At 43.4% G+C, this 26,191-nt stretch carries 20 protein-coding genes, 1 riboswitch and 1 other annotated feature; of the genes, 19 read left to right on the plus strand and 1 reads right to left on the minus strand.

Annotation, left to right across the window (positions count from 1 at the left end):
* The first annotated feature begins 36 nt into the window (after nt 1–36).
* The 19 genes from purC to IGJ12_RS07420 all read left to right on the plus strand — a co-directional run bounded on the left by purC (nt 37) and on the right by IGJ12_RS07420 (nt 25,419).
* Nucleotides 37–762 carry a phosphoribosylaminoimidazolesuccinocarboxamide synthase gene (purC, locus tag IGJ12_RS07330; RefSeq protein WP_016620872.1) on the plus strand — a complete coding sequence of 242 codons (726 nt, stop codon included), beginning with the start codon at nt 37–39 and terminating at the stop codon, nt 760–762.
* Nucleotides 753–1,025 (plus strand): phosphoribosylformylglycinamidine synthase subunit PurS, encoded by a 273-nt coding sequence (purS, locus tag IGJ12_RS07335; protein WP_005230018.1) that lies wholly within the window; start codon nt 753–755, stop codon nt 1,023–1,025. The genes purC and purS overlap by 10 nt, the downstream gene beginning before the upstream one ends.
* Nucleotides 1,022–1,699, plus strand: coding sequence for a phosphoribosylformylglycinamidine synthase subunit PurQ (purQ, locus tag IGJ12_RS07340; protein WP_016613328.1), 678 nt, complete (start codon nt 1,022–1,024; stop codon nt 1,697–1,699). The genes purS and purQ overlap by 4 nt, the downstream gene beginning before the upstream one ends.
* Nucleotides 1,692–3,920, plus strand: a complete 2,229-nt coding sequence (gene purL / locus IGJ12_RS07345; RefSeq protein WP_176374277.1) for a phosphoribosylformylglycinamidine synthase subunit PurL — start codon at nt 1,692–1,694, stop codon at nt 3,918–3,920. The genes purQ and purL overlap by 8 nt, the downstream gene beginning before the upstream one ends.
* The gene (purF, locus tag IGJ12_RS07350) at nt 3,905–5,329 is read left to right on the plus strand and encodes an amidophosphoribosyltransferase (protein WP_005236394.1); all 1,425 of its coding nucleotides are present in this window, start codon (nt 3,905–3,907) and stop codon (nt 5,327–5,329) included. Before purL ends, purF begins: the two co-directional genes overlap by 16 nt.
* A 131-nt stretch (nt 5,330–5,460) precedes the next feature.
* On the plus strand, nt 5,461–6,507 hold the full coding sequence (gene purM, locus IGJ12_RS07355) for a phosphoribosylformylglycinamidine cyclo-ligase (protein WP_087664213.1): 1,047 nt from the start codon (nt 5,461–5,463) through the stop codon (nt 6,505–6,507).
* Nucleotides 6,504–7,088: a phosphoribosylglycinamide formyltransferase gene (purN, locus tag IGJ12_RS07360; protein ID WP_086317291.1), complete on the plus strand. Its 585-nt coding sequence runs from the start codon at nt 6,504–6,506 to the stop codon at nt 7,086–7,088. Before purM ends, purN begins: the two co-directional genes overlap by 4 nt.
* Nucleotides 7,081–8,616 (plus strand): bifunctional phosphoribosylaminoimidazolecarboxamide formyltransferase/IMP cyclohydrolase, encoded by a 1,536-nt coding sequence (gene purH, locus IGJ12_RS07365; protein ID WP_430619523.1) that lies wholly within the window; start codon nt 7,081–7,083, stop codon nt 8,614–8,616. Before purN ends, purH begins: the two co-directional genes overlap by 8 nt.
* A gap of 16 nt (nt 8,617–8,632) precedes the next feature.
* Nucleotides 8,633–9,919 (plus strand): phosphoribosylamine--glycine ligase, encoded by a 1,287-nt coding sequence (gene purD, locus IGJ12_RS07370; protein ID WP_430619524.1) that lies wholly within the window; start codon nt 8,633–8,635, stop codon nt 9,917–9,919.
* Between the two features lie 167 nt (nt 9,920–10,086).
* The gene (locus IGJ12_RS07375; RefSeq protein ID WP_430619525.1) at nt 10,087–11,001 is read left to right on the plus strand and encodes an aldo/keto reductase; all 915 of its coding nucleotides are present in this window, start codon (nt 10,087–10,089) and stop codon (nt 10,999–11,001) included.
* A gap of 210 nt (nt 11,002–11,211) precedes the next feature.
* Nucleotides 11,212–12,189, plus strand: a complete 978-nt coding sequence (gene guaC / locus IGJ12_RS07380) for a GMP reductase (RefSeq protein ID WP_080555199.1) — start codon at nt 11,212–11,214, stop codon at nt 12,187–12,189.
* A gap of 122 nt (nt 12,190–12,311) precedes the next feature.
* Nucleotides 12,312–13,412: a non-hydrolyzing UDP-N-acetylglucosamine 2-epimerase gene (gene wecB, locus IGJ12_RS07385; RefSeq protein ID WP_008381437.1), complete on the plus strand. Its 1,101-nt coding sequence runs from the start codon at nt 12,312–12,314 to the stop codon at nt 13,410–13,412.
* Between the two features lie 398 nt (nt 13,413–13,810).
* Nucleotides 13,811–13,982: riboswitch (M-box (ykoK) riboswitch) on the plus strand.
* A 187-nt stretch (nt 13,983–14,169) separates the two neighbouring features.
* Nucleotides 14,170–16,761, plus strand: a complete 2,592-nt coding sequence (gene mgtA, locus IGJ12_RS07390; protein ID WP_005236382.1) for a magnesium-translocating P-type ATPase — start codon at nt 14,170–14,172, stop codon at nt 16,759–16,761.
* A gap of 434 nt (nt 16,762–17,195) precedes the next feature.
* A complete protein-coding gene (gene pdhA, locus IGJ12_RS07395) occupies nt 17,196–18,305 on the plus strand; it encodes a pyruvate dehydrogenase (acetyl-transferring) E1 component subunit alpha (RefSeq protein ID WP_005231936.1) in 1,110 nt (369 codons plus the stop codon).
* A 2-nt stretch (nt 18,306–18,307) separates the two neighbouring features.
* Nucleotides 18,308–19,285 (plus strand): alpha-ketoacid dehydrogenase subunit beta, encoded by a 978-nt coding sequence (locus IGJ12_RS07400; protein ID WP_005230047.1) that lies wholly within the window; start codon nt 18,308–18,310, stop codon nt 19,283–19,285.
* A gap of 25 nt (nt 19,286–19,310) precedes the next feature.
* Nucleotides 19,311–20,957, plus strand: a complete 1,647-nt coding sequence (locus IGJ12_RS07405) for a dihydrolipoyllysine-residue acetyltransferase (RefSeq protein ID WP_005236379.1) — start codon at nt 19,311–19,313, stop codon at nt 20,955–20,957.
* 7 nt (nt 20,958–20,964) lie between these two features.
* Nucleotides 20,965–22,371, plus strand: coding sequence for a dihydrolipoyl dehydrogenase (gene lpdA, locus IGJ12_RS07410; protein WP_005230052.1), 1,407 nt, complete (start codon nt 20,965–20,967; stop codon nt 22,369–22,371).
* Nucleotides 22,372–22,481: 110 nt separating this feature from the next.
* Nucleotides 22,482–22,735 (plus strand) — a binding site (T-box leader).
* 50 nt (nt 22,736–22,785) lie between these two features.
* The gene (locus IGJ12_RS07415) at nt 22,786–24,057 is read left to right on the plus strand and encodes an O-acetylhomoserine aminocarboxypropyltransferase/cysteine synthase family protein (protein ID WP_086338133.1); all 1,272 of its coding nucleotides are present in this window, start codon (nt 22,786–22,788) and stop codon (nt 24,055–24,057) included.
* Nucleotides 24,058–24,219: 162 nt separating this feature from the next.
* Complete coding sequence (locus IGJ12_RS07420) at nt 24,220–25,419, plus strand: MFS transporter (protein ID WP_086338134.1); 1,200 nt, start codon at nt 24,220–24,222, stop codon at nt 25,417–25,419.
* A 72-nt stretch (nt 25,420–25,491) separates the two neighbouring features.
* Here IGJ12_RS07420 and IGJ12_RS07425 read toward each other — a convergent pair whose 3' ends face one another.
* Nucleotides 25,492–26,016, minus strand: a complete 525-nt coding sequence (locus IGJ12_RS07425) for a type 1 glutamine amidotransferase domain-containing protein (protein ID WP_005236373.1) — start codon at nt 26,014–26,016, stop codon at nt 25,492–25,494.
* Nucleotides 26,017–26,191 lie beyond the last annotated feature (175 nt).

The raw sequence follows: 26,191 nt of genomic DNA on the forward strand, positions 1-26,191 counted from the left end.
CGCTATGTGAAAAATAATACTTAACTGAGGTGGAATATGGAATCAGAAGTGCTTCTTTATGAAGGAAAAGCCAAGAAATTGTTTAAAACCAACGAAGAAGATGTGTTGAGAGTCCTTTATCTGGACCAAGCAACTGCGCTGAACGGTTTAAAGAAAGATGCAGTCGCAGGGAAGGGTGCCCTAAACAATCAGATCACTGCGCATCTTTTTCAGCGTTTAGCTGATAAAAATGTCCCAAGTCACTTTCTTCAATTAGTGTCTAAACACGAACAATTAATTCGAGCTGTCACCATGATTCCTTTAGAAGTCGTTGTTCGCAATACGGCTGCTGGTAGTTTTTCAAAACGCTTGGGCATCGAAGAAGGAACCAGACTGCCAAAGCCGATCGTGGAGTTTTACTACAAAGAGGATCGCTTAGATGATCCGTTTATCAATGACGATCATGTGTTCTATCTGGGTCTTGCTACAAAAGAGGAACTGGACCAGATCAAAAAACTGGCGCTACAAGTCAACGCTGCGTTACTGGAAATCTTTGCAAGTATCCAGATTCAACTGATCGATTTTAAAATCGAGATCGGCAAAACCAAGAAGGGCGAGTTGCTCCTGGCTGATGAGATCTCACCAGATACTTGCCGCTTATGGGATATGGGTACAAATGAACATCTTGATAAAGATGTCTATCGTCGTGATTTAGGGGACATCGTTCCTGTTTATGAAGAAGTTTTAAATCGTTTAGAAAAGGAGAATTCAACATGTATTTAGTCAAAGTTTACGTCACTTATAAGGAATCTGTTTTGGACCCTCAAGGAGAAGCCGTCAAAGGAGCTGTTCATCGCTTAGGATATCAAGATGTCAGTGATATTCGCATCGGGAAATACTTTGAAATCAAAGTGACACCTTCCAACAATCAAACACAAGCAGCAGTAGCAGAGGAGATTGAAGCGATCTGTGACAAACTTTTAGCAAACGTCAATATGGAAACCTACCGTTATGAAATAGTTCAAATGGAGGAAGCAGCCCTATGAAATTTGCAGTGATCGTCTTTCCTGGATCAAATTGTGATGTTGATTTGATGTGGGCAATCAAAGATATCATGGGGGCAGAAGCAGAATATGTGCGCCATGATGCAGAAAGCTTAGCCGGTTTTGACGGTGTTTTGCTTCCAGGAGGATTTTCTTATGGTGATTACTTAAGATGCGGAGCGATTGCCCGTTTTTCTACGATCATGTCAGAGGTCATTCGTTTGGCAAATGAAGGCAAACCTGTCTTTGGTACCTGCAATGGGTTTCAAATTTTAACGGAAGCGGGCTTGTTACCAGGGGTTTTACAAAGAAATGAATCATTGCATTTTATTTGCAAGCCGGTCCGTCTGCAAGTGAATAATCGAACAGCTTTTACTTCTGAATATGAAACGGATCAAGTCATTACGCTTCCTGTCGCTCATGGTGAGGGCAATTATTATTGTGATGAAACGACTTATCAGGAATTGGTTGCCAACAATCAAATCGTTTTCCGTTATGAAGATAACGTCAACGGCAGTCTACACAATATCGCTGGTATCTGCAACAAAGCAGGCAATGTCCTAGGCATGATGCCTCATCCAGAACGAGCGATGGAAAGTTTATTAGGCTCAGAAGATGGCAAGAAGTTTTTTGCTTCATTATTGAAAAATTTTGGGAAGGTGCCGGTAAATGGATAAAATGATCGTAAAAGAACCTACACCACAAGAAATCAAAGACACGAAATTATACGAGCAATGGGGATTGACCCAAGAAGAATATCGGATGATCTCAGAAGATATTTTGGGACGTTTACCAAACTATACCGAAACTGGACTCTTTTCAGTGATGTGGAGTGAACATTGTTCTTACAAAAATTCCAAACCTGTTTTGCGGAAATTCCCGACAGATGGGCCGCAAGTACTGCAAGGTCCGGGAGAAGGTGCGGGTATCGTGGATATCGGCGATGATCTAGCTGTCGTATTTAAAGCGGAAAGCCATAATCATCCTTCTGCGGTGGAACCTTATGAAGGAGCAGCAACTGGTGTTGGTGGAATCATCCGCGACATCTTCAGTATGGGAGCAAGACCGATTGCTGTTTTAGACTCCTTACGATTTGGTGAGTTAGATAATCCAAGAACGAAATATCTTTTGGAAGAAGTCGTTGCTGGGATCAGTGGCTATGGCAACTGTATTGGGATTCCGACCGTCGGTGGTGAAGTGGCATTTGATCCTTGTTATGAAGGCAATCCATTAGTCAATGCCATGTGTGTAGGGATCATTGCTCACAAGGATATTCAAAAAGGGCAAGCCAAAGGTGTTGGAAACACCATCATGTATGTCGGCGCAAAAACAGGACGCGACGGGATACACGGGGCGACTTTTGCATCGGAAGAATTTGTCGAAGGAGAAGAACAACAACGTTCCGCCGTACAAGTCGGTGATCCTTTTATGGAAAAACTCTTGTTGGAAGCTTGTTTGGAATTGATCGTGGATCATTCGGACATTTTAGTCGGGATTCAAGATATGGGCGCTGCTGGATTGGTTTCTTCTAGTGCCGAGATGGCATCAAAAGCCGGATCAGGTTTGCGCTTAACATTAGATGATGTTCCACAACGAGAAACCAATATGACGCCTTATGAAATGATGTTGTCAGAATCCCAAGAGCGGATGCTGATCTGTGTCAAAAAAGGGCATGAAGCTGAAGTGGAAGCCCTCTTTAATAAATACGATCTAGAAGCAGTCGTGATCGGTGAAGTGACGGATGATGGCAACTATCGTTTGTTCCATCATGGACAGGAAGTCGCTAATTTACCAGTGGATGCTTTAGCTGAAGATGCACCGACTTACTACAAAGAGATGGCAGAACCAGCACGGATCAAAGTGTTTAAGGAAACACCGGACTTTGTTCCAGTGATTCATTCAGCAACGTCTGTATTTGCGGATCTGCTGCAGCAGCCGACGATCGCTTCGAAACGCTCGATTTTTGAAACCTACGATTCGCAAGTTCGTACCAATACCGTGGTAGGACCCGGCAGTGATGCGGCCGTTTTACGAATCAAGGGAACCAATAAAGCCTTGGCGATGACGACTGACTGTAATGCTCGTTACCTTTACTTAGATCCTGAAGTCGGCGGACAGATCGCAGTTGCAGAAGCTGCTCGAAATATCGTCGCTTCCGGTGGGCGTCCATTGGCGATCACTGACTGCCTTAACTTCGGCTCGCCAGATAAACCAGAAGGATTCTGGGAGTTATCTACGGCTGCTGACGGGATCTCAGAAGCTTGTCGTGTACTAGAGACACCAGTAATCTCTGGGAACGTCTCCTTATACAACGAAACGGACGGACAATCGGTCTATCCAACGCCTGTAATTGGGATGGTCGGATTGATCGAAGAGCTGGCGCATATCACGACGCAGCATTTCCAAGCAGCAGGGGATGTGATCTATGTCCTAGGGGAAACCCATGCTGATTTCAATGGGTCTGAATTGCAAAAACTGCAGACAGGAAAGATCGCTGGGCGTTTAATGTCCTTTGATCTTGAAACAGAAAAAACGAACCAACATTTGGTTACCGCAGCGATCCAAGCAGGTCTTGTTCAAAGTGCCCACGACTGTGCCGAAGGTGGTTTAGCGATCGCTTTAGCCGAATCCGCTTTTGACAAGGGCTTTGGTCTAAATGTGACCGTGTCATTGCCAGCAGCACAATTGTTTTCAGAAACCCAATCCCGTTTTGTGCTTTCAGTCGCACCTGATAAGCAAACAGCTTTTGAAGCACTGGTAGGTGCTGCTGCAATAGCGATCGGGGAAGTGACTGCTGATGGCCAGATTCGCATGCAAGCACAAGATGATACGATCGAGATGCCCCTTACTGAGGCGAAATTGAAATGGGAGGAAACCATTCCATGTTTAATGAAGTAAAGAGCCTCAACGAGGAATGTGGGGTTTTTGGTGTTTGGGGTCATCCAGATGCCGCTCGTGTCACCTACTTCGGACTACACAGTTTGCAACATCGCGGCCAAGAAGGTGCTGGGATCGTCACGAATGATGCGGGAAAACTCAATGGTCACCGTGATTTAGGGTTGCTAGCGGAAGTGTTTTCGGATGAACGTGTCCTCCAGCGTCTGACAGGAGATGCTGCCATTGGTCACGTTCGTTACGCAACTGCTGGTAATGGTAGCGTTGATAATATTCAACCATTTTTATTCAAATTTTTTGATCAGCAGATTGGCTTAGCTCATAATGGCAACTTGACGAATGCGAAAAGTCTACGGAAATCCTTAGAAGAGGCTGGTGCGATTTTCCACTCGAATTCCGATACAGAGATTCTCATGCACTTGATCCGTCGCAGCGAAGAACCGCTTTTTATGGATCGGGTCAAGGAGGCGTTAAATCAAGTTAAAGGTGGATTTGCGTACCTTTTACTGACGGAAAATGCCATGATCGCAGCACTAGATCCCAATGGCTTTCGGCCATTGTCAATCGGGAAAATGGTCAATGGTGCCTATGTGGTGGCTTCAGAAACCTGTGCGTTGGAAGTCATCGGTGCGGAATTTATTCGTGATGTACGACCGGGCGAAGTCGTGATCATTGATGATGCAGGCATTCAAATCGAGCAGTATACCCAAGAAGTACAGCCGGCGATTTGTTCGATGGAGTTTATTTATTTTGCCCGTCCTGATTCCAACATCGCTGGCGTCAACGTCCATCGTGCCCGTAAAAATATGGGCCGTCGCTTGGCACAAGAGGCACCGATCGAAGCGGATATGGTCATTGGTGTACCGAATTCATCCTTATCTGCTGCCAGCGGGTACGCTGAAGCTTCAGGTATTCCTTATGAATTGGGCTTAGTAAAAAATCAATACATTGCACGAACGTTTATTCAACCGACACAGGAGTTAAGAGAGCAAGGCGTGCGAATGAAGCTCTCAGCTGTTCGTGGCGTAGTCGAAGGCAAACGAGTGATTCTAGTCGACGATTCGATCGTCCGAGGAACCACCAGCCGCCGTATCGTGCAACTGCTAAAAGAGGCAGGTGCCAAAGAAGTTCATGTGCGTATCGGTTCGCCGCCTTTGCGCTATCCATGTTTTTACGGGATCGACATTCAAACGAGAAAAGAATTGATCGCAGCCAAATATACGGAAGCTGAGATTTGTGAAAAAATCGAAGCAGATTCTTTGGCCTTTTTAAGTGAAGACGGGTTGATCGAAGCGATCGGTTTAGATTTCGACGCACCTTACTCAGGATTGTGTATGGCCTATTTCAATGGCGATTATCCAACCCCTTTGTATGATTATGAAGAAAACTATCTCGCGTCTTTAGCTGAATAAGCTGAATAAATAGTAGGCAAAAATGGTTTTTCAAACGAAGCAGTGAAGGACCGCTGGTTTACTTGCGTTAACGACGAATGACGAATGAGCTGAATGAAGAAAAGCGGATGAATGATTGAGGAGGAACGAACGTGGCAAATGCATATGCAAAAGCCGGTGTCGATGTCGAAGCCGGTTATGAAGTAGTCGAACGGATCAAAAAGCATGTGAAACGAACAGAACGGCTAGGCGTGATGGGGGCAATCGGGGGCTTTGGTGGCTGTTTTGACTTATCATCGTACCAATTGAAAGAACCGGTACTCGTTTCTGGGACTGATGGTGTAGGAACCAAGCTTTTGTTGGCGATCCAACAAGAACAGCACACAACGATCGGCATTGATTGCGTCGCGATGTGTGTGAATGATATCGTCGCTCAAGGGGCAGAACCTATCTACTTCCTTGACTATGTTGCAGTTGGTAAAAACGATCCGGCAAAGATCGAACAAATCATTGCTGGTGTCGCAGAGGGCTGTGTGCAAGCGGGTGCTGCCCTGATTGGTGGAGAAACCGCTGAAATGCCGGGGATGTATCAGCCGGAAGAATATGATCTTGCTGGTTTCGCCGTAGGGATCGTCGAAAAAAGTCGGTTGATCACTGGAGAAACCATCAAAGAGGGCGATGAGCTGATTGGTTTGCCTTCTTCAGGCATTCACTCCAATGGGTACTCTTTAGTCAGAAAAATCTTTTTTGAACAGCATGGCTATACAGGAGCAGAAACGTTTGCGGAACTTGGCAACCAAACGCTTGCAGAAAGTTTATTGACGCCAACGAGAATTTACGTTGATGCACTGAAACCTTTATTGACAGAAGGATTGTTAGCTGGAATTTCTCATATCACTGGTGGCGGCTTTGTTGAAAATATCCCACGGATGCTGCCTGAAGGACTTGCGGCAGAAATCGCCTTAGACACTTGGCCGCAGTTGCCAATATTTGATATGATCGCTACTCATGGCGCGATTCCTCATCAAGAAATGTTCGAGATTTTCAATATGGGTATCGGTATGGTCATAGCCGTTGCGCCAGAAAATGTTGCGGCTGTGATGGCACTTCTATCCGCCAATGAAGAACAAGCATACCGGATCGGTAAAGTGACCAAACGTAACAACGAAGCCGTTTGCTTCAAAGAGGCAGTCCGATGAGGATCGCCGTCTTTGCTTCTGGAACGGGCAGCAATTTTACAGCAATCGCCGATGCGATCCAAGCAAATAAAATCAAAGGAGCGCAGATCGGGTTGGTCTTTTCCGATAAACCTACAGCGCCAGTAATAGAAAAAGCCCGCGCGAGAGACTATGAAACGCTTGTCATAGAGCCAGCGGCATTTGCATCAAAAGCAGCCTTTGAAAATAAATTGATCGAAGAATTGCAGGATCATGCCATCGATTTTATTGTTTTAGCAGGGTATATGCGAATCATCGGCAACACTCTATTATCCGCTTATGAAGGCAGAGTCATCAATATCCATCCCTCCTTGTTGCCGAGTTTCCCAGGTAAATCTGGGATCGCCGATGCCTTCGCTTACGGCGTGAAAGTGACGGGAGTGACGGTTCATTATGTCGATGCCGGCATTGACACAGGGCCAATCATTGCCCAAGAAATCGTTCGGATCGACACCGACGATACATTAGCAAATGTGACAGAAAAAATTCATCAAGTAGAACATCAAATCTATCCAGCTGTTTTAGCTGAAATCGTGGAAAAGGGGCTATCGAATCGTGAATAAACGTGCATTAATCAGTGTGTCTGACAAAGAAGGACTCGTACCATTTGTCCAAGAATTGACCAATTTAGGATTTGAGATTATCTCAACTGGCGGGACAAAAACGGCCTTGGAACAAGCGGGGCTTCAACCGATCGGCATCGAAGCGGTCACAGAATTTCCTGAAATGATGGATGGTAGGGTCAAGACGCTACATCCACGGGTGCATGGTGGTCTGTTAGGACGGCGTGATCTGCCTTCTCATATGGAGGCAATGGCTGAGCATGGCATTTTACCGATCGACCTTGTTGTCGTCAATCTTTATCCATTTAAAGAAACCATCAGTAAGCTTGACGTCACAGAAGCCGACGCAATCGAAAATATCGACATCGGCGGACCAAGCATGCTACGTTCTGCGGCGAAAAATCATGCCTCAGTAACTGTTATCGTTGATCCCGAGGATTACGACTGGGTTTTAACTGAGCTGAAGGAAGGCAATACGACTTTGGCATCAAGAAAGAAATTAGCTGCCAAAGTCTTCCGCCATACCGCCGCTTACGATGCCTTGATTGGTGAATACTTGACCAAAGCGGTGGCTGAAACAGAAACAGAGACCTTGACGAAAACCTATGTTTTGAAACAAAAATTGCGTTATGGTGAAAATAGTCATCAGAAAGCTTCCTTCTATCAAGATGCATTACCCGTGCCCTATTCGATTGCCAGCGCAAAACAAATCCACGGCAAAGAATTGTCTTACAACAACATTAAAGATGCTGATGCTGCCTTGCGGATCGCAGAAGAATTTACAGAGCCGACTGCGGTAGCCCTCAAGCACATGAATCCATGTGGAATCGGAAGTGGAGAAACGATTGCTGAAGCTTTCCAAGAAGCTTACGAAGCAGACCCAGTGTCGATTTTTGGCGGGATCATTGTTTTGAATCGTCCAGTTGATGTGGCAACTGCGGAGCAACTGCAGCGGATTTTTCTTGAGATCATCATTGCACCTGCATTTGAAGAAGAAGCACTAGAAATCTTAACGAAGAAAAAAAATCTGCGCCTGCTGGTTGTTGATTTCGAAAAAGCAGTCAAACAGCCAGAAGTTGTCTCTGTCCTTGGGGGCTTATTGGTGCAAGAACCAGATGATCAAATGGAAACACCAGAAGATTGGACCGTGGTGACAAAGAGAAAGCCAACAACAGAAGAAAGCGCAGCTTTGGCTTTTGCTTGGAAAGCGGTGAAACACGTGAAATCTAATGCCATCGTTTTAGCCAATCAACAGCAAACCGTCGGGATCGGCGCTGGTCAAATGAACCGCGTGGGTTCGGTGAAAATCGCCGTCGAACAAGCCCGTGAAAACAATAAACTGGCTGGTTCAGTGCTGGCAAGCGACGCCTTTTTCCCAATGGATGACAGTGTTGAATATGCAGCGCAACAAGGAATCAAAGCGATTATTCAACCTGGTGGCAGTATCAAAGATCAAGAGTCGATCGACATGGCAGATAAATACGGTGTGGCGATGGTCTTTACTGGTGTTCGTCATTTTAAACACTAAGAAATAGGAGAAGACGATGAAAATACTTGTTATTGGTAGTGGCGGTAGAGAGCATGCCGTCGCAAAAAAGTTTCTGCAGGATCCTCAAGTGGAAACAGTCTTTTGTGCGAAGGGCAATCCCGGTATGCGAAAAGACGGGATTAAGACAGTCGCAATTGAAGAGTCCGATCATGAAAGTCTAATTGCTTTTGCTCAAGAGCAGGAGGTTGATTGGACCTTCGTTGGTCCGGAAGTTCCGTTGCTAAATGGCATCGTAGATGATTTTCAGGGGGCGGGCTTGGAAATTTTTGGCCCCAATCGCCAAGCAGCGATGATTGAAGGATCAAAAGAGTTTGCCAAAGAATTGATGCGAACCAATCACATTCCAACAGCAGACTATCAAAGCTTTACAGATAGTGCCCAGGCAAAAGCCTATATCCAACGTAAAGGTGCGCCAATCGTCATCAAAGCAGATGGTTTAGCGGCGGGCAAAGGTGTGGTTGTCGCGGAAACCATTGAAGAAGCAAACGCAGCAGTCGAAGCGATGCTGGAGCAAAATGCTTTCGGTGAAAGTGGTGCAAAAGTGGTGATCGAAGAGTTTTTGGCTGGAGAAGAGTTTTCGCTATTGGCATTTGTGAAGGGCGAAGCCGTCTATCCAATGGTCATTGCCCAAGACCATAAACGTGCCTTCGATGGCGATTTAGGTCCGAATACAGGAGGTATGGGGGCTTATACGCCGGTACCGCAGATTCCGCAAGAAATGGTCGATCAAGCGGTAGCAGAAGTTTTACTTCCTGCAGCAAAAGGGATGATTCGCAACAATACACCGTTTACGGGGATTCTTTATGCAGGTCTGATTGCTACCAATGATGGACCGAAAGTCATCGAATTCAATGCGCGTTTCGGCGATCCAGAAACACAAGTCGTGTTAAGTCGTTTAGAAAGCAGTCTAGCCCAGATCATTGATGATCTCTTGCAGGACCAAGTACCTACGATCCAATGGAATCAATCGGCTTCGATCGGTGTCGTGATTGCCTCTCAAGGATATCCATGCAAGTATCAGCAAGGAATGCCTGTCCCAAGCCCTGAAGGAGAAGGAACGCAATTCTTTTATGCAGGAGTGGATGAAGCTGCCGACCAAGGTGGTTTGACGGCAGCTGGTGGGCGCGTTTTTCTTGTGGAAGCATCAGCTGAGAATTTAGCTGCTGCACAAAAGAACGTCTATGAAGCAATCAGCAGGTTGTCTTTATCTGGCTTATATTACCGAAACGATATCGGCGATAAAGCCTTGCAATATAGCAACTCATCAAAGGCGATGAAGTAAAGAATATTTCTGTGCATAACACAAACTGAAAAAAGGAGGGCTGCCAGTAGAACCAATCGGTTGTGCTGGTGGTTTTCGTTTTATGGGAGGTTTTTTTGACGTTGGTATAGCGTTTTCATCTTGTTGTGATAAAATAGGAATGTAGTTTAAATAAGGAGGAACTTTACGTGAAAAAAATTAAATTCGGTCCCACTGATTTAGAAGTATCCAGCGTGATTTTAGGATTGATGCGAATCAACAATGCCAAAGATCCTGTGAAGGTCTTGACGACTGCGATTGAAAATGACATTACCTTCTTTGACCATGCGGATATTTATGGTCGCGGTGAATGTGAAACGATTTTTGCAGAAGCGTTAGCAAAAACGGCAGCTAAAAGAGAAGATTTGTTTGTTCAATCAAAATGCGGCATCGTTCCAGGTGAGATGTTTGATTTTTCGAAAGAGCATATTATCTCTTCTGTGGAAGGTAGTTTGCAACGATTGAAAACTGATCATTTAGATGCGTTATTATTGCATCGCCCTGACACTTTGTTTGAACCAGAAGAAGTGGCAGCAGCCTTTGACCAATTAGAAAAAGACGGTAAAGTGAAATACTTCGGTGTCAGCAATCAAAAACCTGGTCAAATCGAGCTATTGAAAAAATATGTTTCCCAACCTTTAGTAGCGAATCAGCTGCAATTCGGGATCATGCATACGGGAATGATCGATCAAGGAATTCATGTCAACATGACGGATGCTGGTAGTGTCGATCATGATGGAGAAATTCTAGAATATTCTCGTTTGCATGAGATGACGATCCAAGCTTGGTCTCCGTATCAGTATGGTTTCTTTGAAGGGGTCTTTATCGGCAACGAGAAATTCCCAGAGTTAAACGAAAAATTAACCGAACTAGCGAACAAGTATCAAACAACGCCGACTGGCATCGCATCTGCGTGGATCTTACGTCATCCAGCAAATATGCAAGTGATTGCCGGAACGATGACCCCGCATCGAATTGAAGAAATTGCGCAAGCTTCTTCGATCGTATTGACCCGCCATGAATGGTATGAAGTGTATAAAGCAGCAGGGAACATCTTGCCTTAATTTATACGTAAATTCCGTTTTATTCAGTTGTTATAAGGATGAATGTTCGCGAAAGACGAACATTCATCCTTTTTTTTCAAAAAGTATTTCTAAAAAGCTTGTATTTCATTTCCAGGTGGTTTAAATTGTTGTGGGCGTTAAAAATAGGCTGATGCCATTTGATGCTTGCTTCACTCTTAGTAAGATTTGGAGGATATTTTTATGTTTGACATGAAAGTTTTTGATTACGAAGATATACAACTGATTCCTAACAAGTGTATCGTGAACAGCCGTTCAGAATGTGATACCACGGTGACATTAGGCGGACACTCGTTTAAAATGCCTGTTGTTCCTGCAAATATGCAAACAATTATTGATGATTCAATCGCAGAATTTTTAGCTGAAAATGGCTATTTTTATATTATGCACCGCTTTGATGAAGAAGCACGGATTCCATTCATCAAAAAAATGAAAAGCCGCGGCTTGATTAGTTCAATCAGCGTGGGTGTCAAAGAAAATGAATATGCCTTTGTAGAAGAACTAGCTGAGAAAGAGCTTGTTCCTGATTTTATCACGATCGATATTGCCCATGGTCACTCAAACGCCGTGATCAATATGATTCAACACATCAAGAAGCATTTACCAGCAACGTTTGTGATCGCTGGAAATGTTGGAACGCCAGAAGCAGTTCGTGAATTGGAAAACGCTGGCGCAGATGCAACAAAAGTCGGTATTGGACCAGGGAAAGTTTGTATCACAAAAATCAAAACTGGTTTCGGGACTGGCGGATGGCAATTGGCAGCATTACGCTGGTGTGCCAAAGCTGCTCGCAAACCAATCATTGCAGATGGTGGCATTCGGACACACGGCGATATCGCTAAATCTGTCCGCTTTGGTGCAACCATGGTCATGATCGGTTCATTGTTTGCTGGGCATGAAGAATCACCAGGGGAAACCAAGGTAGAAAATGGCGTTGTAATGAAAGAATACTTTGGTTCTGCATCAGAATTTCAAAAAGGTGAAAAGAAAAACGTAGAAGGAAAGAAAATTTGGATTCAATACAAAGGTTCTTTAAAAGATACGTTAGTTGAAATGCAGCAAGACTTGCAGTCATCGATCTCTTATGCAGGTGGAAAAGATTTAGAATCGATTCGTAAAGTGGATTACGTAATCGTGAAAAATTCGATTTTCAATGGAGATACTATTTAAGCTGGATACTGAAGAAACGGCCTTTTAGCGGTCGTTTCTTTTTTTTGTTGGAACAACCATTTTGTTTTTCTGTTTTCTTCGTTATAATAGAAGCAATGAGAAGTAGAGGAGCGGGTGACCAAATGACAATCAAAGTGATGTCTGTGTTCGGTACCAGACCGGAAGCCATCAAAATGGCGCCACTAGTAAAGGAATTGGAAAACGACCCGCGTTTTGAATCGATCGTTGTGGTGACGGCGCAGCATCGAGAAATGTTGGATCAAGTTTTAACGGTTTTTGAAATCATACCAGATTATGATCTGGATATTATGACTTTAGGGCAAACTTTGACAGGAATTACCACCAAAGTTTTGCTGGATCTGGAACCTATCTTGCAAAAAGAAACCCCTGATATCGTACTCGTTCACGGGGATACGACCACAGCTTATGCAGCCGCAACGGCAGCTTTCTATCAGCAGATTCCTGTGGGGCATGTGGAAGCCGGTTTGCGTACATGGAACAAAAAATCTCCTTATCCGGAGGAAGCCAATCGTCAGCTGATCGATGTATTAGCGGATTTTTATTTTGCGCCAACTGTCCAAAGTAAAGAAAATTTATTAGCGGAAAATCGCAATAAAGCTGCAATTTTTGTAACGGGAAATACCGCCATTGATGCGATGCGTTATACGATCTCGGAGGACTATCAGCATCCAGAACTTTCTGCAGCAGATCAAACCATGATTCTTCTGACAATGCACCGTCGCGAGAACTTAGGTGTTCCGATGCAGCAAGTCTTCCGCGCTTTAGCGAAGATCGCTAAGGAGAAACCAACCATCAAAGTGGTTTTTCCTATGCATAAAAATCCTCAAGTCCGAGGGATTGCTTTGGAGATACTTGGGGAACTAGAAAATGTCACGCTGATTGAGCCTTTAGATGTCATTGATTTTCACAATGTTGCCAATCAAAGCACATTGATTTTGACGGATTCTGGTGGTGTCCAAGAAGAAGCACCGTCGTTAGGCGTTCCTGTTTTGGTCTTGCGAGATACAACAGAGCGCCCAGAAGGAATTGCTGCAGGTACGTTAAAACTGATCGGTACGTCTGAAGCTGCGGTTTATCAAGAAACGAAGCGACTACTAGAGGATCCAGAAGCTTACAATGCCATGGCACATGCAGAAAATCCCTATGGCGATGGGAAAGCTAGTCGGCGAATCTTGAAAATTTTAGCAGATCATTTTTCGTGAGAGCTGGATCGAAAGAATATAGAAAAAATCATTTTTCAGAATCGGATATGAAAGAGAAATAGGCAGCTGTTTATTTAAATGGCTGTCTATTTTTTATTCGAGTTTGGAAATTTATTACATTCTCTCCTTCAATGAGATAGCCGAAGTGACTTGATGGATTCTGGGTTTTGCCCTGAGAGGATTTCTCTCTATCTATTCGTGTAAAAGAAGTTTTGTCACATATAAAATCACAGCAGTTCTTTAACGTTGTTATTTTATTGTAAGACCTTTCATTTGAAAACCAACGAAAATCTATGAAAAAAGGGTGCTATTTTCCATTGTTGCGGTTGACATTGGCTAGGATAGCAGTTATTATGTGGGTAGTTGGAAGATAGACTTCCGGCGAACTGACATTTTATACAAATAATTGTTAGGTGAGGCTCCTATATGGACACAAGCTGCTGCCGCAAAAGTATCGAGAGATACTTAGTTGGTAGGACAGGTCTAATCGTGAAGGTTAAACCCAAAGTAGCTGATAGCAGATTTGCTATCTACGCCCTATAGTGCTAAAGCTCTACAATGATCATGAGTTTTTTACGCATGCTTATTGGGAGCGTGCGTTTTTTTGTGTCTTTTACGCATGTTCCACAGTGACTTACCTAATAAAAAGAAAGGAAGATTCACATGGAATACCCCAGTCCCCAGATGAAACAGCGGAGTAATTATCGAATCGCTAGGGGTGGCGTAAGCAACTCCTAAGTGCTAGGAGGAAAAAAAGATGTTAAAAAAACTATCGAAAGATCAAGAACTAAAATTACTGGCAAAATTGACCGAAAGAGAACTGCTGATGGAAATGCGGACATCCTTCCAAGGGCTATCGGAAGAAGATGCTGCAGAACGTTTGGCAGAGTACGGTCCAAACAAAGTGGATGCGCAAAAACCAACACCTGCTTGGTTGATGATCCTAGGTGCTTTCAAAGATCCTTTTGTGTTAGTTTTGGCATTATTAATGGTTATTTCTTTTGTAACAGGCGATATTGAAGCAGTGATCGTGATGGGAATCATGATTTTAGCCAGTGTCATGATTACTTTCGTCCAAGAATACCGTTCCCAAAAAGCAAGCTTAGCGTTAAAAGAACTTATTGAAAATACTTGTTCCGTAACCCGAGATGGAATCACGAGAGAAATTCCGATGGATGAAGTCGTTCCAGGAGACATCGTCACCTTAGCAACCGGCGACATGATTCCTGCGGATGCGATCTTGATTTGGACCAAAGATTTATTTATCAATCAATCTTCATTAACAGGCGAATCAATGCCAGTTGAAAAATTTGTCGATGCTGGGATCAAAGAAAGCGATGAACAAATTTCTGCACTAGATATGCAAGATCTTGTTTTCATGGGTACCGATGTCTTAAGTGGTCAAGGAAAAGCCATTATTTTGAAAACCGGTCAAAGTACTTTCTTCGGTGATATTGCCAAAAATGCGACCACGAAACGGGGCAAAACAACCTTTGAAGATGGCTTAACAAAAGTTAGCAAGCTATTGTTGCGAATGGTCATGGTTCTTTTCCCAATCGTTTTATTGATCAATGGTTTGACCAAGGGTGATTGGGGCGAAGCGTTGTTCTTCGCGATTGCAGTAGCAGTTGGTTTGACGCCAGAAATGCTACCAATGATCGTCACCAGTAACTTAGCCAAAGGGGCGATCTCTTTATCAAAAGAAAAAGTGATCGTCAAAGAATTGCCTTCGATTCAAAACTTAGGTGCAATGGATGTACTATGTACCGATAAAACGGGTACGATCACCGAAGATCGTGTTGTACTGGTACAGCATTTAAACCCATTTGGCGTAGAAGATAAACAAGTCCTTGATATGACGTATTTAAATTCTTACTATCAAACAGGGTGGAAAAACCTGATGGATATTGCTGTCTTAAACTACTATGAAGAAGAAGGCTTGGCAGCGCCATTTAACGATGTGACAAAAATCGATGAGATTCCGTTTGACTTCTCACGTCGCCGCTTGACGGTTGTTGTCAATGCAGATGGTCATCAACTGATGGTCACTAAAGGTGCCGCCGAGGAAATGGAACAAGTCTGCAAGTACGTAGAAGTTGATGGCAAAGTGATGGAATTGACTCCTCAATTGAGAAAACAATTGCGTCAAGTGAATTTGCGCTTGAATAAACAAGGAATGCGCGTGTTGACTGTTGCTGTAAAACGAGATGCCCACGCAGATGCCGTTTATTCTGTAGAAGATGAACAAGATATGATCATGATTGGCTTTATGGGCTTCTTAGATCCAGCAAAAGAAACAGCAAAAACAGCGATTGCTTCTTTACACGGTCATGGCATCAATGTCAAAGTGTTAACGGGAGATAATGCGATCGTTGCGCAAAAAGTTTGTCGAGATGTTGGTATTGATGCAGATGAATACTTGTTAGGAACCGATATAGATCATCTGTCAGATGAAGAGTTAGCAGAGAAAGCTGCAAAAACTAATCTGTTTGCAAAATTAAATCCAATGCAAAAATCCCGAATCATTGAAACCATTCAAGCGGCAGGCCATACGGTCGGCTTTATGGGAGATGGCATCAACGACGCGCCTGCTTTACGTACAGCAGATGTTGGTATCTCGGTTGATACCGCAGCAGATATCACCAAAGATGCCAGCTCGATCATTTTATTAGAAAAAAGTTTGAATGTCCTTGATAAAGGGGTCATCGAAGGCCGCAAAGTATTTACCAATATGATGAAGTACATCAAAATGACGTTGAGTTCGAATTTCGGGAATGTGTTCTCGATCTTAGTTGCTAGTGCCTTTTTACCTTTCTTACCAATGTTGTCCATTCAACTGTTGGTTCAAAACTTGGTGTACGATATGGCCCAATTGACGATCCCATGGGACAACGTAGATAAAGAAGAGTTAGAAAAACCAGTTAAATGGCAAGTGGGTGGACTATTGAAGTTTACCGTCGGCATTGGACCTGTCAGCAGCATCTTCGATATTTTGACTTTCTTTATGATGTGGCATGTCTTTAGTGCAAATACCATCCAAGAGCAAGCCTTGTTCCAAGCAGGATGGTTTATGATTGGCTTGACGACACAAACCTTAGTCGTTCACATGATCAGAACGAGAAAATTACCATTTATCAAAAGTATCGCATCACCTGCAGTTTTGATTTCAAGTGTTCTAGCGATTGCAGTTGGCTTCTTGGTCATCTTGACGCCATTGCATACCGTCTTTGATTTTGCAGCACTGCCATCAAGTTACTGGCCATGGTATGTCGGTATCAATCTAGCTTATTTAGTAACAGTTGAGTTTGCGAAACGCATTTACATTCATGTCACGAGAGAATGGATTTAAAAAAACAGGTCGGCGTTCTTCCTAACAGGGGGAGAATCGCCGATCTGTTTCTTTTTATCCGTTCTCTGTATTATTTTTTTCTCATATTAAGAAATTTCTCTTTGATTCAAGTCGAATCCTTCACAAGTGATAAAAGGAGGTTAATGATAAATCTGTTTAGCGGAATGGTGGATGCTGTACTATTCTTAAATAAAAAAAAGAATCTGAAAAGAAAAAATTGAAGAAAGCGATTGCTTTAATGTGATTAATTTCACTAATGTTTTCTTAAGAGTTGCTACAGTGGGAATTCTTTTATTAAAAAAAATACCCTTTTCACTTGTCATTTTCGAAGTTAAATGATAATTTATAAGAGTAAATGAAATTTCGATAGTACAGATTTAAACCCTGTTACATACGAAAGTGAATTTTTATATCAGAGAGGAAAGTGTGTCAAGATGGCAAAAAAACAAAAAGCACTTGATTTCCAAGCGATTTTGGAGCAAGTCAATGCGGATTTTCCAACTTACCAAGCTTTGGACAAAGACGGGAAAATTGTAAATCAAGAGTTAGTACCAGATTTAAGTGACGACGAATTAGTTGAATTGATGACTCGTATGGTATGGTCTCGTGTATTAGACCAACGCTCAACTGCGTTAAACCGTCAAGGTCGTTTAGGTTTCTTCGCGCCAACTGCTGGACAAGAAGCAAGCCAATTAGCAAGTCAATTTGCTTTTGAAAAAGAAGACGTTTTATTACCTGGTTACCGTGATGTACCACAATTGATCCAACACGGTCTGCCATTGAAAGAAGCTTTCTTATGGTCACGTGGCCACGTTGCTGGGAACCTTTATCCAGAAGATTTAAAAGCATTGCCACCACAAATCATTATTGGTGCACAATACGTCCAAGCAGCCGGCGTTGCTTTAGGATTGAAAAAACGCAACAAGAAAAATGTTGTATTCACTTATACAGGTGATGGCGGTTCTTCACAAGGGGACTTCTATGAAGCAATCAACTTTGCAGGGGCTTACCATGCAAACGCTGTATTCTATATCCAAAACAATGGTTTTGCGATCTCTACACCTCGTGAAGTACAAAGCGCGGCACCAACATTGGCACAAAAAGCTGCAGCAGCTGGGATCCCTGGTATCCAAGTTGACGGTATGGATCCATTGGCAGTGTACTATGTTTCTAAAGCAGCTCGTGAATGGGCAGCAAACGGCAACGGTCCTGTATTAATTGAAACCTTGACTTACCGTTACGGTCCACATACATTGTCTGGTGATGATCCAACCCGTTACCGTTCAAAAGACATGGACAGCGAATGGCAACAAAAAGATCCATTGGTACGTTTCCGTACTTACCTAACTGAAAAAGGACTTTGGTCTGAAGAAAAAGAAGAACAAGTCATTGAACAAACAAAAGAAGAAATCAAAGCAGCGATCGCTGAAGCGGACCGCGTGCCAAAACAAAAAGTTTCAGATTTCTTGAAAAACATGTTTGAAGTACAACCACAAAACATTAAAGAACAAATTGCAACTTACGAAGCGAAGGAGTCGAAATAGTCATGGCACAAAAAACAATGATTCAAGCAATTACAGATGCCTTAGCTGTTGAAATGGAAAATGACAAAGAGATTTTAGTCTTTGGTGAAGATGTCGGTAAAAACGGCGGGGTTTTCCGTGCAACAGAAGGTTTACAAGAAAAATTCGGCGAAGATCGTGTCTTCGATACCCCTCTTGCTGAATCTGGTATCGGCGGCTTGGCTTTCGGTTTAGCATTAGAAGGTTTCCGTCCAGTTCCAGAAATCCAATTCTTTGGTTTCGTATTTGAAACATTTGACGAAATCGTTGGTCAAATGGCGCGTACTCGTTACCGTATGGGTGGTACACGTAATTTACCAATCACTATTCGTTCACCATTTGGTGGCGGTGTGCACACACCAGAATTGCACTCAGATAACTTGGAAGGATTGATCGCTCAATCACCTGGTATCCGTGTCGTTATTCCATCAAACCCATATGATGCAAAAGGATTATTGATTGCTTCTATCCGCAGCAATGACCCAGTTGTTTTCTTAGAGCACATGAAACTTTACCGTTCATTCCGTGAAGAAGTGCCAGAAGAAGCATACGAAGTTCCTTTAGACAAAGCAGCAGTAACTCGTGAAGGTTCTGATGTTTCAATCATCACTTATGGTGCAATGGTTCGTGAAGCAATCAAAGCTGCTGACAACTTAGCGAAAGAAAACATCAACGCTGAAATTATCGACTTGCGTACAGTTGCTCCTCTTGATGTTGAAACGATCATCAAATCAGTTGAAAAAACTGGTCGTGTGGTTGTCGTTCAAGAAGCACAAAAACAAGCAGGTGTTGGCGCTCAAGTCGTTTCTGAAATTTCTGAACGTGCGGTTCTATCACTAGAAGCTCCAATCGGACGCGTGTCTGCACCAGATACGATCTTCCCATTCGGTCAAGCTGAAAACATTTGGTTGCCAAATGCAAAAGACATCGAAGACAAAGTGAAAGAAATCGTGAACTTTTAATAGTTGAAGAAGGGAAGAATAGAAAATGGCATTTCAATTTAAATTACCGGATATCGGTGAAGGAATTGCAGAAGGCGAAATCGTAAAATGGTTCGTCAAAGCAGGGGATACCATCAATGAAGATGATACCTTACTAGAAGTTCAAAATGATAAATCAGTGGAAGAAATTCCATCTCCAGTAACAGGAACAGTGAAAAACATCGTTGTCCCTGAAGGTACAGTCGCAAACGTTGGAGATGTCCTTGTTGAGATCGATGCACCAGGACATGAAGACAACGAAGGCGATGCAGGTGTAGCAGCAGAGTCTCAAACACCAGCAAAACCAGCAGCAGAACCTACAACGGAAACGGCTGAAGCATCAGCTGGTTCTTCTGAAGGCGCAGGCGTTTTCCAATTCAAATTACCGGATATCGGTGAAGGAATTGCAGAAGGCGAAATCGTAAAATGGTTCGTTAAAGCAGGAGATACCATCAATGAAGACGATACGTTGCTTGAAGTTCAAAACGACAAATCAGTCGAAGAAATCCCATCTCCAGTAACAGGAACAGTGAAAAACATCGTTGTTGCTGAAGGAACAGTTGCAAATGTTGGTGATGTTTTAGTTGAAATCGACGCACCTGGTCACAACAGTGCGCCTGCTTCATCAAGCGCACCTGCAGAAGCACCAAAAGAAAAAGTGGAAACTTCTGGTTCAGCAAGTGTTGTTGAAGCAGCAGATCCTAACAAACGTGTCTTGGCTATGCCTTCTGTCCGTCAATTCGCTCGCGAAAAAGATGTGGATATTTCCCAAGTATCAGCAACAGGTAAAGGCGGACGTGTAACAAAAGAAGACATCGAAAACTTCCTATCAGGTGGCGGACAAGCTGCAAAAGCTGAAACTCAAGCTCCTGCGAAAGAAGAAACAAAAGCTGCAGCAACTGAAAGCAAACCAGCAGCTCCAGCAAAAGCCTTCAAATCAAACTTAGGTGATTTAGAAGAACGTGTTGCCTTAACACCTACACGTAAAGCAATCGCTAAAGCGATGGTAAACAGCAAACAAACAGCACCTCATGTAACCTTGCATGATGAAGTTGAAGTAACAAACCTATGGGATAATCGTAAGAAATTCAAAGAAGTTGCTGCTGCAAACGGCACAAAACTTACTTTCTTACCATATGTTGTGAAAGCATTGACTGCAACAGTGAAAAAATTCCCTATCTTGAATGCGTCGATCGATGATGCAAAACAAGAGATCGTATACAAAAACTATTACAACATCGGTATCGCAACAGATACTGACCATGGGTTGTATGTACCAAACGTAAAAGATGCAGATCGTAAAGGCATGTTTGCTATCGCTGATGAAATCAACGAAAAAGCAAAACTTGCTCATGACGGCAAATTGGCTGCAGATGATATGCGTAATGGTACCATCACAATCAGTAACATCGGTTCAGTTGGTGGCGGCTGGTTCACTCCAGTAATCAACTACCCTGAAGTAGCTATTTTGGGTGTAGGTACAATCGCGCAACAACCAATCGTAAACGCTGAAGGCGAAATCGTTGTCGGACGTGTGATGAAACTTTCATTAAGCTTCGACCACCGTATCGTTGATGGCGCAACAGCGCAACAAGCAATGAATAATATCAAACGTCTATTAGCTGATCCAGAGCTATTAATGATGGAAGGATGATTAACAAATGGTAGTTGGAGATTTTGCTGTTGAATTAGATACAGTTGTAATCGGTGCGGGACCTGGCGGCTATGTAGCTGCCATCCGCGCTGCTGAAATGGGACAAAAAGTAGCAATCATTGAAAGAGAATACATCGGCGGCGTTTGTTTGAACGTTGGTTGTATCCCTTCAAAAGCCTTGATCGCTGCAGGTCATCATTATCAAGAATCTTTGGATTCAACAATGTTTGGTGTAACAAGTGAAAATGTTTCCCTCGATTTTACCAAAACACAAGAATGGAAAGACAACAAAGTCGTTAAAACGTTAACTTCAGGTGTTGGTTTCCTATTGAAAAAACACAAAGTAGAAACGATTGAAGGAGAAGCTTTCTTCGTTGATGATCACACATTGCGTGTCATCCACCCAGATTCAGCACAAACATACTCTTTCAACAATGCAATCATCGCAACAGGTTCTCGCCCAATTGAAATCCCTGGTTTCAAATTCGGCGGACGTGTTCTTGATTCAACTGGCGGATTGGCATTAAAAGAAGTTCCTAAAAAATTCGTTGTTATCGGTGGCGGTGTCATCGGTTCTGAACTAGGTGCAGCTTATGCAAACCTAGGGGCAGAAGTAACGATCCTTGAAGGCTCTCCTCAAATCTTGCCAACCTATGAAAAAGACATGGTCAAATTGGTTGAAGAAGACTTTGCGAAAAAAGGTGTAACAGTCGTTACGAACGCAATGGCGAAAGAAGCAATTGACAATGGCGATAGCGTAACTGTCAAATATGCCGTAGATGGTAAAGAAGAATCAGTTACTGCTGATTACGTGATGGTTACTGTTGGTCGTCGTCCAAATACTGATGACATGGGCTTAGAACAAGCAGGTGTTGAAGTAGGCGAACGCGGATTGATCACGGTTGACAAACAAGGCCGTACCAACGTATCAAACATCTACGCAATTGGTGATATTGTACCTGGTGCTGCATTAGCACATAAAGCCAGCTACGAAGCAAAAATCGCTGCTGAAGCAATCTCTGGTAAAAAAGTTGCCGTTGATTACAAAGCAATGCCAGCAGTTGCCTTTACTGATCCAGAATTGGCTTCTGTCGGTATGACGATCAAAGATGCCAAAGATGCTGGAATTGAAGCAAAAGCATTCAAATTCCCATTCTCAGGTAACGGTCGTGCGTTATCTCTAGGAAAAACTGAAGGATTCATCCGCTTAGTAACAACGGTTGAAGACAATGTGATCATCGGTGCGCAAATTGCTGGTCTAGGAGCAAGCGATATGGTTTCAGAACTTGCTCTTGCTATTGAATCTGGCATGAACGCAGAAGATATCGCGTTAACGATCCATCCACATCCATCTCTAGGTGAGATCACAATGGATGCTGCTGAGTTAGCTCTAGGATTACCAATCCACATTTAAGCTTTGTGAAACTCGTTCATCATTTGGTGAACGAGTTTTTTTATCACCAGAAATAAAGCGATCCTATGCTATTGACAGAATCTTCTGGAAATGATACGATGCTCTTAATATTTCAACCGTTGATGAGGAAAGTAAATTGATTTGGCAAGCCTAGAGAGTCTTCGTAAGGTGCAAGAAGAACTTGTAGGATCAATCGAAAATGGCCTCTAAGGTGATCTTCTGAACTTGTACGAAAGATAAGGAGATCCGGGTGCGCCCGCTATCGCGTCAGAGTATAACGACGTTTATTTGTCGCGTACTTGCTGAGAAGCATGCTGGAAAGTCTGCTTGAATAAAGGTGGTAACACGTAAACACGTCCTTTGATATCTCGATATCAGAGGGCTTTTTTATTTGCATTATTAAGGAGGAATAGTATGACAGAAAGATTTGAGACGATTCAATTACACGGAGGACAAATACCAGATCCTACCACAGGAAGTCGCGCCGTACCCATTTATCAAACCACATCCTATGTGTTTGATGATGCTGACCAAGCGGCAGCGAGATTTAGTCTTAGTGAGAGCGGCAATATCTATACCCGTATTACCAATCCGACGACCGCGGTTCTAGAAGAGCGATTAGCCCTATTAGAAGGTGGTATCGGTGCGTTAGCTACGGCTTCTGGCTCAGCGGCGATCACCTATGCAATTTTAAATCTCGCGCAAGCAGGAGATCATATCGTTTCTGCTGCTTCAATTTATGGCGGTACCTATAATTTGTTCGCCCATACATTGCCAGATTTTGGCATCACCACAAGCTTTGTCGATAGTGAAGATCTACCAGCACTAAAAGCAGCCATCCAAGAAAATACCAAAGCAGTTTTTCTAGAGTCTTTAGGCAATCCAGATATTGATATTGCCGACTTTAAAAAGATTGCAGCGATTGCTCATGAAGCCGGGATTCCCCTCATCATTGACAACACCTTTGCGACTCCCTATCTGTTTCGAGGGTTTGAGCACGGGGCGGACATCATCGTTTATTCCACGACAAAATACCTCGGTGGTCACGGGGCTGCTTTAGGAGGGGCTATTATTGATAGTGGCAACTTTGATTGGACAAACGGCAAATTTCCCAAGCTGGTCGATCCCGATCATAGTTACCATGGAATCTCATGGATAGAAGCCGCTGGTAACGCTGCCTATATCACTCGGGCCCGAACGATTCTTTTACGGGATACAGGTGCTGCGATTTCTCCCTTCAATTCATGGGTGTTGCTTTTAGGCATCGAGACCCTCTCGTTGCGGATGGAACGTCATGTAGAAAATGCGCAACAAGTTGCTGAATTTTTAGCCAAGCACCCGGAAGTTTCTTGGGTTCATTTCCCAACTCTGCCGGACAGTCCTTATTTTAAGCGGGCGCAGGAGTATTTCCCCAAAGGGACCAGTTCGGTCTTTTCCTTCGGATTAAAGGGTGGGGCAGAAGCAAGCAAAACCTTTTGTGGCGCAACTAAGCTCTTCTCGCTACTGGCGAACGTTGGCGATGCAAAGTCCTTGATCATCCATCCAGCTTCGACGACCCATTCTCAGCTTAGCGTAGAAGAACTTGCAGCAGCCAAAATTCGTCCAGAGACGATTCGCTTATCCATTGGATTGGAAAACATCGACGATCTATTGGAAGATCTCACGCAAGCCTTCCAACAGCTCTAAATAGTTGAAGCAGTAGGAAAAGCGCAGGATACTATGCTGCGCTTTTTTGTTGTGGGTTAGTGTTTCAAATAAAACTGCGGTTTCTGTTGATAGAAGGATAGTAAATCCATCGGTTCTATGCTATATTTAGTTGCTAAGGAATATGGATAAGGTGGGGGATGTATGCGTAATCATGCAAGTGACAAGAGGATTCGGTTTTACTACACAAGTTTGCAATTTCTTTATTGGATGATGTTTTGCTCAATCTATGGCTTTGCGACACTCTTTTTGATTTATTTCAAGGTCGATCCAGCAAAAATTGGCGGTATTTTAGCCCTAGTCAATATTGCGTCTACGATTTTGCAGCCCTTCATCAGTCAAGTCATTATCAAAAAAAGCAAAGTACCACTGATCGTTGTCTTGAAAACGATGACAATCGGCGTGGTCGCGGTGCTCTTAGCAGGTGTGATGGTCCCTGGATTATCAATACTGACCTATGTTTTAGGAGGGATTTTGCTCGTTTCCATGCAGTCCTTTCTCAACGCCTTGGCGTTTGAATACACAAATAGCGGCAACAAAATCAATTTTGGCTTTTCCCGTGCCGGTGGGTCACTAGGATTTGCGGGTACCTCCTTTTTACTGGGGCAGCTCTTAGAGGAGTTTTCGGCAGCCCTTTTGCCAATGATCGCTATCGGGCAAGCCGTTTTGTTTCTCATTATTTTGCTTTTGCTGCCAGCGATCAAGAAGCCAGAAATGCCCGTGATGCATACAGAACAAAGTCATTCAGGTGCCTTTTTGAAAAAATATCCTTTTTTACTCTTTCTCTTTGTCGGATTTAGCTTTCTCTTCAGCTTCCACACGATGATCAACAGTTTTTTGGCACAAATTTTTGCCGATATTGGCGGTGGCAGTAAGGAAGTTGGCATCGCCCTGATGATTGCGGCGTTATGCGAATTGCCGGGCATGATTTTCTTTGAACAGTTAGTGAGGATACGGTCTAGCCGTTTTTGGCTGTTGCTGTCCAGTGTTGCCTTTGCCATTCGTGGAGTGCTGATGCTGTTGATCAGCTCCATCATCCTGATGGAAATGAGCCATTTGATGCAAGGGGTTAGTTTTGCCTTGTTTATTCCTGCTTCTGCTTATTTGTTCAACCATAGTTTGGCAGATGAAGACCGGGTTTTTGGACAAACGATTATCATTATCGCTACCACGATCGGTGGCGTGATCGGCAACCTTTTAGGGGGGATGCTGATCCAAAGCTTTGGTGTCTGGGAAATGCTTTTGATTGGGACTGGGTTTGCCGTTTTGGGTGCTACATTGACCTTTATCGGTGTGAAAAAAATCCCTAAAAGCAACAAAAAATTAGCGATCATAAGCGAATGATCGATAGGTAGAAAAAAGAGTTGCGGCCGTATTTCCTTCGGTCGCAACTCTTTTGAATCTGATCAATGGGTACTATTTCTTTTCTAAAACAGCAATAAATTCCCGCATATAGTCTGGTAGATCTGGGGGACGGCGGCTGGAAACGATATGTCCATCCGTAACCACAGGTGTATCGACCCATGTGGCTCCAGCATTTGTCATATCATCTTTGATGCCTGGTGTACTGGTAACCGTCTTGCCTTGCAGGATATTCGCAGAAATCAAGACCCAGCCTGCATGACAGATTTGTCCAATGATTTTTTGGTCTTTGTCCATCGTTCGCACGAAAGAGATGACCTCTGGGAAACGCCGTAATTTATCAGGTGCCCAACCACCCGGAACTAAGATGGCATCGTAGTCATCGGCGTGAATATCAGAAAAAGCATAGGCTGATTCTGCGGGTACACCATATTTGCCAATATACGTTTTATGCGCTTCTTCACCGACTAAATCGACTTGTGCGCCTTCTTCCCGTAACCGATGGACCGGATACCAAAGTTCTAAATCTTCGAAATCATTGTCGACTAAGGCAATGATTTTTTTGTTTTCTAAACGCAAGAGAATTCCTCCTTTTTCTTGTTATTCTTACTGTAACATCATGCCAAGGGAAACACCAAAAGTATGCTTCCTGAAAAATGCCAAGAAGCTATTCTGAGAATGGTCGTTCAGAGAAATGATATTGATGTAAGCGTTGTAATCATTAGGGGAGTAAGCGATAATAAAAGAAAGCCAA

This window comes from Enterococcus sp. DIV0802b, from assembly GCF_050543535.1.
Classification (GTDB): Bacteria; Bacillota; Bacilli; order Lactobacillales; family Enterococcaceae; genus Enterococcus_D; species Enterococcus_D entomosocium.